Here is a 12,780-nt window from a genome sequence, read left to right as displayed (position 1 = left end):
AATTTGAAGTAGGACGGGTTAAATGAATTCGTAAGCATCTCCAAAGAGTTGTTCTGCCTTAGCTCCTCGCTCACTACAAAACCGCTCTCTCGCTATTTTAGCCATTTCAAAGCGGCCTGCGATATAGATATCATGACTGGATAAATCACCAAAATCTTCTAATACTGCGCTCAGGACTGTTCCTGTTCTACCACGCCATAGTTCGTCTGGTTGCTCTACAACTGGAGTGATCTTCAAATTAGGGTAATTTTCACTGAGGGCCTGCAATTCACCAAGGTCATATAAGTGTTCCAATTGGCGACCACCCCAATAGAAAGTGATATTACGATCCGAGTTTTCAGCTAAAGCTGCAAGTAATACAGAGTGGGTATAGGAAAAACCGGTTCCACCTGCAATTAAGATCATTGCGTTACTGCTATTTTCCCGAAACCAAGCTTTACCGTGAGGAATGTCAATATTTATACGTTTCTGGTCTAAAATTCTATCCATGACAGCCATTGCGTATAAATTAATCTCAGAAGCACCAATATGTAATTCAATAGTTTCTTTATTATTCGGTGTAGAAGCCATTGAAAATGGTCGCTTATCTCTCTCATCCATCACGACCATTAAATATTGACCTGCTTTAAAATGAAAAGGACCATCTGGCAACAAAATCACCCGATAAACCGTATCCGTGATAGATTCAACAGATGTTACTTTACAGCTTAAAGTTGCCATGGTTTCCCTCTTATTTTGTGTCAAAAATATTTAACTGTTCCCAAATATCATCAATGCGAGATTTAACGCTCTCTGTCATTACAATAGGACGCCCCCACTCACGATCTGTCTCACCCGGCCATTTGTTGGTGGCATCAAGCCCCATTTTTGAGCCTAATCCTGATACAGGAGAAGCGAAGTCGAGATAATCTATGGGCGTATTTTCCATCATTACTGTGTCACGAGCAGGATCCATACGGGTTGTAATTGCCCAGATGACATCTTTCCAGTCTCGTGCATTAATATCATCATCACAAACAATAACAAACTTAGTGTACATGAATTGGCGCAGGTATGACCAGACTCCCATCATGACTCTTTTAGCATGTCCTGCATATTGTTTTTTCATTGTCACAACGGCAAGACGATACGAGCACCCTTCAGGAGGAAGATAAAAATCAACAATTTCAGGGAATTGTTTTTGAAGAATGGGAACAAGGACTTCGTTTAAGGCTTCCCCTAATACTGCGGGCTCATCTGGTGGCCTTCCCGTATAAGTTGAATGATAAATTGCATCACGACGCTGAGTCACATGAGTCACAGTAAATACTGGGAAATTATCTATTTCATTATAATAACCAGTATGGTCACCATAAGGGCCTTCAGGGGCCATTTCACCCGGTTCAATATACCCTTCTAAAATAATTTCAGCGCCAGCAGGAACTTCGAGGTCATTCGATATGCATTTAACAACCTCGGTTTTATTACCACGCAACAACCCCGCAAAAGCGTACTCTGATAATGTGTCAGGAACTGGTGTTACCGCACCTAAAATGGTCGCAGGATCTGCACCAAGGGCAACTGCAACAGGAAATTTTTCACCGGGATGTGCTTGGCACCATTCTTGAAAATCCAAAGCACCACCGCGATGAGATAGCCAACGCATAATAACTTTATTTTTTCCAAGAACTTGCTGACGATAAATACCTAAGTTTTGCCTTTCTTTATGTGGGCCTTTAGTAACCGTCAGACCCCATGTAATTAGAGGGGCAGCATCTTCTGGCCAACAATGCATAACAGGTATTTTTGTGAGATCAACGTCTTCACCTGCCCAAATTTGTTCCTGACAAGCCGCTGAGCTTAACCGTTTAGCTGGCATATTCAACACTTGTTTAAATTTTGGAAGCTTATCAAAAAGGTCACGGAAACCTTTCGGTGGATCAGGCTCTTTCAGAAACGCCAGTAATTTGCCTACTTCATGTAAAGCTTTTATATCTTCTTGCCCCATCCCCATCGCAACACGTTTAGTTGTTCCAAACAGGTTACACAAGACAGGCATGTTATAGCCTTTGGGATTTTCAAATAATAGGGCCGGTCCCCCTGCTCTTAGTGTACGATCTGCAATTTCTGTCATTTCCAAATAGGGGTCGACTTCCATTGTAATGCGTTTTAGCTCGCCTTGTTTTTCAAGTTGCGAGATGAAATCTCTAAGGTCACGGTATTTCATTATCTTCTTTTACTGTTACAGAGGGAGTCCCATTATAAGACGTCCGGCCAAGGTTACAAGTTACTGTCTAAAGCACTTAAAAATCAATCTTTTTCTGGTTTAGTATACCATTTTACTGGCAATCAAAAGGGACTAATTTTTCTAATAGTAATGTATTAAATTGCTCTGAGAATGTTTTATTATGCTGAAATAGTTTAAAACCTTCATCTTTTCCGCTGAAATAATGAAGTTCATTACCTTTAATTTGTAACCCACTTCCTTCCCTGAGCGCAACAACAACTTCATGAGGATTAATCACACAAAATTCTTGTAATCGCTCATCACGAGTTTCTCCCATATGACCAGAGATGTGAGCATCAATATAATGAGGATTAATTTGTAATGGGAATAGCCCTAAAGATGGCATAATTGCTGCGTTACTCACAGGCATATCATTCGTAGTACGAATACTTGGTGTCGCTACATTACATCCTGCGCTCCAGCCGATATATGGCACGCCACGTTCACGAACTGCGCGTTGAATCGCAACGATCAACCCATTCTCATGTAGGCATTTATTCAACCACCAAGTATTGCCGCCACTTACAAGAATGCATTCTGCCTGCTCAATCGCGTCCACTGGGCTAGAAAAATGCTCAATTGATGTAACTTTTATTCCCAACGCTTCGGAAAGCTGCTCTGCTCTTTCGTCATGTGAGCCACGAAGAACTGCATAAGGAACCAAAACCGCTGACTTTATGTTCTTACGAGCAATCATTTCTTTGATTCGAGGTAAAGCGTAGCTTAGCCATACAGGGTTGCCTGGTAGCTTGCCGTTACTCAACAAAAAGATATCCATTATGTCTCCTACTGATTTGGTTTTTGCATTACAGTTATCATAAGACTATATTCGATTAATATAGACTGATGAATATCAATGATATGGTGCTGTTATTCATTAGTCACATTGTTATGTCGTAATTTGTTATCATAAACATAGTTTTGTCAGATGGAATTCAAAAAAATGGAAAAATGGTATTTGCTTTATTGCAAACGAGGCCAAATTGAACGCGCTATGGAGCATTTAAATCGACAGAATGTTGTTTGTATGACGCCCATGACTGAAATGGAAAAAGTGGTTAGAGGAAAAAGAACGACTGTGCAAGAAGCTCTGTTTCCAAATTACTTATTTGTGAAATTTGATCATAATGAAATTCATACGACAACAATCCAGTCAACGAGAGGGGTCAGCCATTTTATTCGTTTTGGCCAATTGCCGACGGAAGTCCCTGAAGAGATTATTGAACTCCTACAACAAACCCCTATTAGTTATTCCGTCGCGCCAGATATACCAAAGCATGGTGACCAAGTGACTATTACCGAAGGTATTTTTGCGGGGGTGCAAGCTATTTTTGCTGAACCTAATGGTGAGTACCGTTCTATTCTTTTGCTGAATATTTTAAATAAAAGCGTCCCCAAAGTAGTTGATAATAAACAGTTTAAAAAAAATACAGATTGAGCATTTTAGGTAATAAAAAAGCCCTTCTTAGAGGGCTTTTCATCATTCTGTATTGAATAACGATAGGTTAACGCAAATTAGGACTCTTCTTTTTCTTCTTCCTCTGCGCCTTCTTGTCGATTTCTACCTTTGCCAACATAGAAATTGGATAGTAAAACACCGAGCTCAAAGAGCAAATACATAGGAACAGCAAGTAAAGTTTGAGAGAGAACATCAGGCGGCGTTAAAAACATCCCAACGATAAATGCCCCGACTAAAATATAAGGACGTTTACGTTTTAGGGCCTCAGGTGTAGTGACGCCTGTCCAACACAGTAAAATAATTGCAATAGGGACTTCAAATGCAGCACCAAAAGCCATGAATAATGTCATGACGAAACTAAGGTATTTACTGATATCTGGGATAAAGTTAACGCTATCTGGGGTTGTTTTAACAAAGAAACCAAATGCGAGCGGAAAAACAACGAAGTAGGCAAATGCCATTCCCAAATAAAACAAGAAACTACTTGAAACAAGCAAAGGCAACATGAGTTTACGTTCATGCTTGTATAAGGCAGGTGCAATGAAAGCCCATATTTGATAGAGAATAACTGGGATCGATACAAAAACCGAAACCATCATTGTCAATTTAATTGGGGTAAAGAATGTAGACGCCACATCCGTCGCACTCATTTGCGAACCTACTGGCAGCTTATCAATCAAAGGAGCTGCAACCAGCCGATAGATATCATTTGAAAAATAAGCAAGCGCAGCAAAAACAATTAAAACTGTAATTAAACAGTTGAGTAGCCGTTTACGAAGTTCAATGAGGTGGCTAATAAGTGGTTGTGTATCATTTACAGCCATGTGTTATTTTTCACTTTCAGTTTGATTAGAGTTTTTTACATTAGCATCGAGTGATTCTACTGTTTTCACAGCGGCTGAACCTTCCGGTTTCTGCTCCTCCTCAACAACTGCCGCCATTTTAGCTGCATGTTCAGGGTTTGGATCAGACTCTTCAGGTTGCTGAGTATTATCTTTCGCTTCCTTTACAGCACTATCGTAACTGTCAGTGATCTCTTTTGCTTTGTTTAACTCTGTTTCAATATCATTAGTTGTCGCTTGGTAATCGCTTTTAAGCGATTGTGCCGCTGTACGCAGTTCTTCCATAGACTGCTTAAGTTCCGGAGAAAGCGCTTCTAAATTAGCTTTTTCTTCCACCTTTTTCAGCGTTTCTTGTAGCTCTTGCAGCTTTAATTCTTGCGATAACTCGTTTTGTACATTTGCAGCCATAGAGCGCATCGCACGGATCCACCCAGCGACAGTTCTCACTGCCACTGGTAACCGCTCAGGGCCTAATACAACGAGACCAATAACTGCAACAAGCAACAGTTCACTAAAACCTATGTCAAACACGGTTTAACCCTGCTCTTTGTTTTTGCTCTCAACTGGGCTTTCTTTCTTTTCAGCAGCCTGTTGTTCAGTAATATTTTTAGGTGCGAAGTCAGCATCTTGCTTTTCTTGTTCTGCTTTTGCTTTTTCGTCATCATTCATTGCTTTTTTAAAGCCTTTGAGTGACTCCCCCAAATCCGAGCCTAAAGAACGCAATTTTTTGGTGCCGAAAATTAAAATAATAAGCAAAGCAATGATAATGAGTTGCCAAGGACTACCGAAAGCAGCCATTGCAATAGTTGATTCCATTGTTAATACCTCTATAGTTTTGGGATCAATTGTTGTTAGATCTATTATATACAACCAACACAAAATACGGAAATGTTCACAGCCTTATAAACTTGTCGCAAAACAAAGTTTACTTAATTTCCGCCTGTTTTACACCAACCAAACAACCAAGACAGTGCTCCTGCCACCATAAACACAATACCAAACGGGGTGAGATTCGAAATAAGGAACATACTCCCACAAAGAATAAATGTGGCACCTATACCTAAAAGGTACTGAGATTTACGTTGTTTATTACGCTGACTTTTCAGTTGTTGCGTTAGTTGGTCTATGTTTGATTGTAAGTACTTATGTTGCCGTAATGCACCATAAATTAAATCAGGAATTTCAGGCATTTTTTCTGCCCAATACGGTGCCTTTTCTTTTAATGCTTGAGTAATTGCAGGTATCCCTACTTGGCTATGAACCCAATCCTCAAGGAATGGTTTTGCTGTTTTCCAGAGATCAAGCTGCGGGTAAAGCTGCCGACCTAACCCTTCAACATACAATAATGTTTTTTGTAATAATACCAACTGTGGCTGAACTTCCATGTTGAAACGACGTGCTGTATTAAATAAATTCAATAACACTTGCCCAAATGAAATTTCAGCCAATGGTTTTTCAAAAATAGGTTCACATACCGTACGGATAGCAAACTCAAAGTCTTCCACATTCGTGTCTGAAGGAACCCAGCCTGAGTCAACGTGTAGTTCTGCTACTTTGCGGTAATCACGATTAAAAAACGCAATAAAGTTTTCTGCCAAATAACGTTTGTCTTCTTTGTTCAATGAACCGACTATTCCACAGTCTATCCCTATGTATTGAGGATCTTCTGGATGATCGTAGCTAACAAAGATATTTCCTGGATGCATATCTGCATGGAAAAAACTGTCGCGAAAAACTTGTGTAAAGAAGACTTTAACACCACGCTCTGCCAGCAGTTTCATATTGGTTCCTTGCGCTTTAAGCGCAGCAATATCAGAAACTGGGATCCCGTAGATACGCTCCATGACCATCACATTTTCACGACAATAATCTGGATAGACCTCTGGCACATACAGCATGGCGCTGTTTTCAAAATTACGACGAAGCTGAATGGCATTTGCTGATTCACGGAGCAAATTAAGCTCATCAATCAACGTTTTTTCGTATTCACGCACGACTTCTTTTGGTCTTAACCGCCGCCCATCTGGCAACAACGGAACCCAATTGGCAATGCGGTACATTAATTTAATGTCAGCTTTAATAATTGGCAGAATATCAGGGCGAATAACTTTGATGACAACATCTTTGCCATTTTCTTTTAACGTTGCGGTATGAACCTGAGCAATAGATGCAGAAGCTAAAGCTTGTTCATCAAAATCATCAAACCATTGTTCTAAAGGGCCTTCGAGGGATTCTTCAATATAGCTTCGTGCCAGTTTGCCATCAAAACTCGCCACTTTGTCTTGCAATAGCGAAAGTTGATCTGCGATTGCGGGTGGGAAAAGATCTCGACGAGTCGATAACATTTGACCAAATTTGATCCAAACCGGCCCGAGTTCTTGTAGAGCGAGACGAAGCCTTTCACCCAATGCTTTGTCTTTATGCTTATTTCTGATCCAAAAGAAACCTAAGCGACCAATTCTTAATGGTAACGTTAGTTTAATTTTGGGGATTAACTCATCTAATCCGTAAGAGAGAAAAACCCGAATAATGAAGTAAAGTCGTTTTATTTCACCGGGTGTCATGCTTCTCCTCCAACTGGCTTAACCGTTGCTCAAGCGCACTCATTGAATATTCCACTTGCTCGACCTCATCACTAAAATGAGCGAGTTCAAGCTGGCTAGGTGCCATTTTCCATTCTTCAACAATGGCGTCTTTGATATACGTTTTTTGCCGTTTTACTAAATGAGATGCAAGACAAACACCTTTATTCAGAAACTTACTAAGGCCCTCTGCTGCAACATCACCAATGTAAGGAGACAGATAATGAGCAGGGTTCCAAATTGCTAGGTCAAGCAAAGAAGACCAGTGCTGTACAATTTGCATATCCCCTTCAATCACGATATCACCACGATTGATAAGTTGAGATAATTGCTGTTTGTCTTTCAATTTAACGAGCGTGAAGATGGATGTTTTAATGGTACAGTCCGCAGGCTCAACCCACTGGCTTAACACATCAACATGATTTTCAGCAAAAACGAGCGTCAACGTTTTATTCAGTTCTTTAAGTTCAATTGCCATAACTTTGCCTGCCAAACGCATCCTAGCCGGCTGTAGAACTTTTTCTTTGAACAACATGTGGTTAAGAGAGGTTTCCATCAATGCTGTGATCAAAGAATACAAAACTGTATTTTGGTTTTCGGTATGTGTTGATGGTGCTTCCATCTTAGAATTTAAACCCTTTATGCAATGCGACAATTCCACCTGTCATATTGGTGTAGGAAACCTGTTCAAACCCTGCATTTTCCATCATAGCTTTTAGTGTTTCTTGGTTTGGATGCATGCGGATTGATTCAGCTAAATAGCGATAGCTATCGGGATCATTAACGATCGCTTGACCAATACGAGGGAGTATATGGAATGAATAGGCATCATAAGCTTTATTCAGTGGCTCAATAACTGGTTTTGAGAACTCTAATACCAATAAACGCCCACCTGGCTTCAACACTCGGAACATAGAGCGTAGCGCTTTGTCTTTATCGGTGACATTACGCAGACCAAAAGAGATAGTAATGCAGTCAAAATAGTTATCAGGGAATGGCAGCTCTTCCGCATTGGCTTGCACGTAATTAACATTACCGACAATACCAAGATCACGTAATTTCTCACGCCCCATTTTTAGCATTGAATCATTAATGTCTGCGAGTATGACTTCGCCTTTTTCGCCCACTAAACGTGAAAATTTAGCGGTTAAGTCACCCGTTCCACCCGCAAGGTCAAGTACTCGCTGATTACGACGTACTCCGCTCGCCTCAATGGTAAAACGCTTCCAAATACGATGAATACCAAACGACATCAAATCATTCATTAAGTCATATTTTGATGCTACTGAGTGAAAAACATTCGCTACTAGGCCAGCTTTATCTTCTTTGCCGACAGTACGGAAACCGAAATCAATGGTTTCTTTAGTTGGTTCAGTCATTTCTCTTATGCCTGCTTATCATTCAAACTTTTGTAGGAAGTGTAACAGTCTTTGAGCCAAAACCCTATCAGAAGTCTAAGATTCCGCACAATTAGGCGTATCAGACTGCTCAACCAATTGAGGCTGGATAGGTTGCTTTATTTCGACCCCTAGCTCTTTAAAACTTTCCGCCTGGCTAATTAAATTTCCACGCCCTTGAGCAAGACGCTTCATTGCCGATAGGTAAGTATTATTTGCTTTATCAAGACTGGTGCCTAAAACCTGCATATCATCTACAAACAAACGCAGCTTGTCATACATTTTTGCTGCTCTATTTGCTATCTCCTGAGCATTTTGCCCTTGGCGTTCATACCGCCAAATATTATTAATCGTTCTCACTGCGACTAGCAATGTTGAAGGACAAACTAACATAATATTCTGTTTAATTCCTTCATCAAGTAACTCGGGAGCTTCTTTCAAAGCCAGTAAATACGCAGGTTCAATAGGGATAAACATTAAAACGTAATCCAGTGAACGAATTCCCGGTAACTGGTGGTAATCTTTACGACTCAACATACGCATGTGATTACGGATAGATGCCACATGATTTTTTAACGCTTGTTGCTGTTCATGTGGATCTTCGCTATTGAAGTAATGTTCATAGGAAACCAGCGACATTTTTGCATCAACAACCACATCTTTCCCTTCTGGAAGGTGAATAATCACATCCGGTTGATAACGGCTATTATAACTTGTATTGATACTAACTTGGGTTTCAAATTCACTTCCCTCACGTAAACCTGAGACTTCGAGGATCCGAGTAAGAATGGTTTCCCCCCAGTTCCCTTGAATTTTGTTATCCCCTTTCAGCGCTCGTGTCAGGTTAACGGCCTCTTTGGTCATTTGATTATTGAGCTGCTGTAATTGCCGAATTTCATAGGCTAAAGTGTGGCGCTCTTTGGCTTCCTCACCAAAACTTTGTTGAACTTGCTGACGAAAACCTTCTAATTGCTCGCGAAAAGGTGACAACATCGCCAATAGGCTTTTTTGTTGTTGCTCAGATGCACGACGCTCATTCTGTTCAAAAATACGGTTAGCTAAGTTTTCGAATTGTGCTGTCAGCCGTTGTTCACTATTTTGTAAAATACGCTGTTTTTCTTCGTTGGCTAGCTGGTTCTGTTCAAAACGAGTGATTACCTCGCGAAGCTCTGCTTCTTGTTCTCGGTTAATATCCCTTTGAGTACGCAGCTCTTGATCTAGCCTTTCGTATTCTTCTTTCCATTGCGCAAGGTGAATATTTTTTTCGTCACTTGCCGCAAGTTGGCGGTTGAGTTGTTGCAGTTCCTGATCTTTTTGCGTAATTTTTTGGGCAATAGAGAACCACGTTGCCAAGCCACCAACTAAAACGCCACTCAACGCACCAATAACAGCATATAAAAGAGAGGTATCCACGGTTAAATCCTTACTTTACAAAGTCTAGTGTAAGGTAATGGGATACTGTATAAGTGTCCAGAGGTAATTTAGCCATGGAAGAAAATTTTGCGAAGCGCTTCGCAAGCTTAGCCTATCCAGCTCGCAAACCATTTCAAGCCTAATGCCCCAGGCGCTAGAATACCAAATGCCCAAATCATCGCAGAAGCGATATTAGCGAGTTGGAAATGCCGTTGTGGCATGGCGCAAATCCCTGCAACCAAGGGAACAATGGCTCGCAAAGGCCCGAAGAAGCGCCCAAAGAAAATGCCCCAAATACCCCATCGGTCAAAGAAACGCTGCCCTTTATCAATCATTTGCGGGTTACGAGAAATCGGCCACATATGGCGTACATTTTCTTTGTAATGATAACCAAACCAATAAGAAAGCCAGTCCCCAAAGAAAGCGCCGAGTGCTGCTGCTAACCATATTGGCCAGAAAGTAATATTACTTTCACCAATCAAAGCACCGAGTGCGAGTAAAATAACCGTTGCAGGTAACAGAAGCGACAAAAATGCCAGAGATTCCCCAAAAGCCAGAAAGAAAATAATAGGAAGCGCCCATACTTCATGTTCGCGTGTAAAGTCCGTCACTATGGTGACAATTTCATTGAGTGTCACGGTCAGTTCCTTTCATTAGGGGATAATCAGAATACTGTAACGAAAAAGTGGTAAATCAAAGTTAAACAAAGCAAAAACACCTTTGGGAAAACCGAGTTGTGGATAAAGAAAAACGGATTATCCGACAACTCATATTCCAATTAGAGCAACTTAGTCCAGAAACTGGCTTTGCAGTACTTCTCGTTGCTGCCTTCCTAAACCAAAGTCTTTTTCTAGCCATTGGTCAACATTGCCATACTGGCTTTCAATACTGTTTAGTGCTGTTCTCAAGAAGTCTTCACGTACCGAATAGACATACTCAAATTTTTTCACGATGCTTTCGTCCATCGTTTTTGCATGCTCTTCAAGTAAGTGTTTGCGGTAAGGTGCAAGTGTTTCATTAGTCAGTAAGTAATCTTCCATTACGGTGTCTAAATCTGCACCTAAAGCAAATAACACCAATGCGGACCCGACGCCCGTACGGTCTTTTCCTACAGCACAGTGTTGTACTATGCCACCTTTTTCTGGTTGTTTGAGTAAATTGACCAATTGATGATAAGCGGGGTTGTTCAGTGGTAACAATTCATATAAACGAAACATAAAGGCTTGCGGATCAAATTGTTCCAATATCTCTGGCGTTAATTTATCTAAATTTGCGGTGACTTCTTTGGCTAACGGATTTGCTGGCGCATGCACATAATGCGCTCCTTGCCAAATGACATCAGGCTTATCTAAGATTTCAGCTTCATCACGATAGTCAATGATTTGGAAAAGATTTTGTGAACGCAAAACCGCTTCGTCTTCCTGTGTTAATCGGTCTAACGCACCGGAACGAAACAGGACACCGGGCTTAATTTTGCCACCGTTAGCAAGTTTTTTACCACCGAGGTCACGGAAGTTAATACCGCCCTTCAAAGGTAGAACAGAAGGATGAAGATAAGGTGTTGTTGACATAATAATTCCTTTTCGCCCTATAGCTTTCATTCCTGTTAGCCATAAAATAAACGTAACCTGAATAATTTAAGGGCACATAATATTGATAATTGTTTTTATGACAATAACAGATCTAGCAAATAAGAGGATCAGAATATTTCCTGTAAATTGATTAGTAATTGTCAAATCTATCGAGGAAATAAAGAGAAATGAAAAATGGATAAAGGGACTAAGCCCGCTTACTTTTTGTCCACAACCGAGTGAAAGTCAAGTAAACGGGCCAGTAAATCACGGACTACAGTAAGCGGCGCGCAGCTTCAACCACAATACTTAATACGTTACCTTCCGTTTTCTTCAGTAACGCTTCATTTGGAATTTCTTGTTGGGTACGATTCACGATAACACCCGCAACCATACCAGCACGTAACCCTTTACTACTAGAACACATAGTCAGCAATGTGGCTGATTCCATTTCATAGTTCATTACGCCCATGTCTTGCCACTCTTTCATCGAACCTCTGAAATGACGCATCACACGGCCAGTATAGGTATCATAACGCTCTTGACCTGGGTAGAAGGTATCAGATGATGCAGTAACACCAACATGAACGGTCGCACCTGCGTCTTTCGCTGCAGCATAAAGCGCATTAGTACAGTCAAAATCAGCAACAGCTGGGTATTCTAATGGTGCGAAGTGTTGACTAGCACCGTCTAGGCGCACTGCCCCAGTTGTCACCAGAACATCACCGACATTGATATCTTCTTGGATTGCACCTGTTGTACCAATACGTAAGAAAGTACGGATACCAAGCTGTGCAAGTTCTTCAACTGCAATTGACGTTGATGGACCACCGATACCGGTTGAACAAACAATGACAGCTTTTCCGTCAAGCTCACCACGCCAAGAGGTGTATTCACGTAATGACGCAAGGTGTACAGGGTTATCCATCAGACGTGCAATTTTTTCAACACGGTTAGGATCCCCAGGAACAATCGCTACGGTCGCACCCTGTAAGTCACTTTTCTTTAAACCTAAGTGGAAAACGTCAGACATTTCAAACTCCTTTACACAATGGCATCATTAAATCAGTCAATACTGATTAATCGTTATTTGTAATATAGCGAGAAAACGATATTTTTTTAGTGATGAATATCACTTTTAATGAAAACAATAAAAGATTGATTTCATTATTTAGTGATTTACATCACATAAATTCATGAATTTTATTTCTCTTTGAATTCCATTGCCATCAGTATAGATGAAAGTTTGG

Annotated in this window: 14 protein-coding genes; 1 reads left to right on the top strand and 13 read right to left on the bottom strand. The window is 40.7% G+C overall.

The genetic code is table 11. The features are described 5' to 3' along the window. Positions 1-18: 18 nt before the first annotated feature. The 3 genes from fre to pepE all read right to left on the bottom strand — a co-directional run bounded on the left by fre (position 19) and on the right by pepE (position 3,044). On the bottom strand, positions 19-720 hold the full coding sequence (fre, locus tag PSE72_RS17460) for an NAD(P)H-flavin reductase (RefSeq protein ID WP_115166573.1): 702 nt from the start codon (positions 718-720) through the stop codon (positions 19-21). A gap of 10 nt (positions 721-730) precedes the next feature. Next, positions 731-2,206 carry a 4-hydroxy-3-polyprenylbenzoate decarboxylase gene (gene ubiD, locus PSE72_RS17455; RefSeq protein WP_004914873.1) on the bottom strand — a complete coding sequence of 492 codons (1,476 nt, stop codon included), beginning with the start codon at positions 2,204-2,206 and terminating at the stop codon, positions 731-733. Between the two features lie 112 nt (positions 2,207-2,318). Then, complete coding sequence (gene pepE, locus PSE72_RS17450; protein ID WP_109912570.1) at positions 2,319-3,044, bottom strand: dipeptidase PepE; 726 nt, start codon at positions 3,042-3,044, stop codon at positions 2,319-2,321. Between the two features lie 165 nt (positions 3,045-3,209). Here pepE and rfaH point away from each other — a divergent pair, with 165 nt between their 5' ends. After that, positions 3,210-3,704, top strand: a complete 495-nt coding sequence (rfaH, locus tag PSE72_RS17445) for a transcription/translation regulatory transformer protein RfaH (protein WP_115166572.1) — start codon at positions 3,210-3,212, stop codon at positions 3,702-3,704. A 77-nt stretch (positions 3,705-3,781) separates the two neighbouring features. Here rfaH and tatC read toward each other — a convergent pair whose 3' ends face one another. The 10 genes from tatC to udp all read right to left on the bottom strand — a co-directional run bounded on the left by tatC (position 3,782) and on the right by udp (position 12,563). Then, positions 3,782-4,549: a Sec-independent protein translocase subunit TatC gene (gene tatC, locus PSE72_RS17440; RefSeq protein ID WP_004914879.1), complete on the bottom strand. Its 768-nt coding sequence runs from the start codon at positions 4,547-4,549 to the stop codon at positions 3,782-3,784. 3 nt (positions 4,550-4,552) lie between these two features. Beyond that, entirely contained in the window at positions 4,553-5,098 is a 546-nt protein-coding gene (gene tatB, locus PSE72_RS17435) for a Sec-independent protein translocase protein TatB (RefSeq protein ID WP_115166571.1), read from the bottom strand. Positions 5,099-5,101: 3 nt separating this feature from the next. Next, a complete protein-coding gene (tatA, locus tag PSE72_RS17430; RefSeq protein ID WP_004260812.1) occupies positions 5,102-5,383 on the bottom strand; it encodes a twin-arginine translocase TatA/TatE family subunit in 282 nt (93 codons plus the stop codon). A 113-nt stretch (positions 5,384-5,496) separates the two neighbouring features. Continuing rightward, positions 5,497-7,131: a ubiquinone biosynthesis regulatory protein kinase UbiB gene (gene ubiB / locus PSE72_RS17425; protein ID WP_004914885.1), complete on the bottom strand. Its 1,635-nt coding sequence runs from the start codon at positions 7,129-7,131 to the stop codon at positions 5,497-5,499. Further along, a complete protein-coding gene (locus tag PSE72_RS17420; protein WP_004914888.1) occupies positions 7,118-7,771 on the bottom strand; it encodes a ubiquinone biosynthesis accessory factor UbiJ in 654 nt (217 codons plus the stop codon). The genes ubiB and PSE72_RS17420 overlap by 14 nt, the downstream gene beginning before the upstream one ends. Position 7,772: 1 nt before the next feature. Then, positions 7,773-8,528 carry a bifunctional demethylmenaquinone methyltransferase/2-methoxy-6-polyprenyl-1,4-benzoquinol methylase UbiE gene (gene ubiE / locus PSE72_RS17415; protein WP_115166570.1) on the bottom strand — a complete coding sequence of 252 codons (756 nt, stop codon included), beginning with the start codon at positions 8,526-8,528 and terminating at the stop codon, positions 7,773-7,775. A gap of 75 nt (positions 8,529-8,603) precedes the next feature. Then, the gene (gene rmuC, locus PSE72_RS17410; protein WP_198642009.1) at positions 8,604-9,959 is read right to left on the bottom strand and encodes a DNA recombination protein RmuC; all 1,356 of its coding nucleotides are present in this window, start codon (positions 9,957-9,959) and stop codon (positions 8,604-8,606) included. Positions 9,960-10,066: 107 nt separating this feature from the next. After that, on the bottom strand, positions 10,067-10,597 hold the full coding sequence (locus PSE72_RS17405) for a DedA family protein (RefSeq protein ID WP_004914898.1): 531 nt from the start codon (positions 10,595-10,597) through the stop codon (positions 10,067-10,069). A gap of 150 nt (positions 10,598-10,747) precedes the next feature. After that, the gene (locus PSE72_RS17400; protein ID WP_109912574.1) at positions 10,748-11,530 is read right to left on the bottom strand and encodes a tyrosine-protein phosphatase; all 783 of its coding nucleotides are present in this window, start codon (positions 11,528-11,530) and stop codon (positions 10,748-10,750) included. Positions 11,531-11,804: 274 nt separating this feature from the next. Further along, positions 11,805-12,563 carry a uridine phosphorylase gene (udp, locus tag PSE72_RS17395; RefSeq protein ID WP_004914901.1) on the bottom strand — a complete coding sequence of 253 codons (759 nt, stop codon included), beginning with the start codon at positions 12,561-12,563 and terminating at the stop codon, positions 11,805-11,807. Positions 12,564-12,780 lie beyond the last annotated feature (217 nt).

Source organism: Providencia sp. PROV116 (assembly GCF_028482485.1).
Classification (GTDB): Bacteria; Pseudomonadota; Gammaproteobacteria; order Enterobacterales; family Enterobacteriaceae; genus Providencia; species Providencia rettgeri.
The sequence above is the reverse complement of the archived record's forward strand: the minus strand, read 5'-3'. Positions and strand labels throughout refer to the sequence as shown.

What these genes read in the sequence shown, in the direction of transcription:
- fre (WP_115166573.1), bottom strand. Translation starts at nt 720, where the DNA reads ATGGCAACTTTAAGCTGTAAAGTAACATCTGTTGAATCTATCACGGAT.
- ubiD (WP_004914873.1), bottom strand. Translation starts at nt 2,206, where the DNA reads ATGAAATACCGTGACCTTAGAGATTTCATCTCGCAACTTGAAAAACAA.
- pepE (WP_109912570.1), bottom strand. Translation starts at nt 3,044, where the DNA reads ATGGATATCTTTTTGTTGAGTAACGGCAAGCTACCAGGCAACCCTGTA.
- rfaH (WP_115166572.1), top strand. Translation starts at nt 3,210, where the DNA reads ATGGAAAAATGGTATTTGCTTTATTGCAAACGAGGCCAAATTGAACGC.
- tatC (WP_004914879.1), bottom strand. Translation starts at nt 4,549, where the DNA reads ATGGCTGTAAATGATACACAACCACTTATTAGCCACCTCATTGAACTT.
- tatA (WP_004260812.1), bottom strand. Translation starts at nt 5,383, where the DNA reads ATGGAATCAACTATTGCAATGGCTGCTTTCGGTAGTCCTTGGCAACTC.
- ubiB (WP_004914885.1), bottom strand. Translation starts at nt 7,131, where the DNA reads ATGACACCCGGTGAAATAAAACGACTTTACTTCATTATTCGGGTTTTT.
- PSE72_RS17420 (WP_004914888.1), bottom strand. Translation starts at nt 7,771, where the DNA reads ATGGAAGCACCATCAACACATACCGAAAACCAAAATACAGTTTTGTAT.
- ubiE (WP_115166570.1), bottom strand. Translation starts at nt 8,528, where the DNA reads ATGACTGAACCAACTAAAGAAACCATTGATTTCGGTTTCCGTACTGTC.
- PSE72_RS17400 (WP_109912574.1), bottom strand. Translation starts at nt 11,530, where the DNA reads ATGTCAACAACACCTTATCTTCATCCTTCTGTTCTACCTTTGAAGGGC.
- udp (WP_004914901.1), bottom strand. Translation starts at nt 12,563, where the DNA reads ATGTCTGACGTTTTCCACTTAGGTTTAAAGAAAAGTGACTTACAGGGT.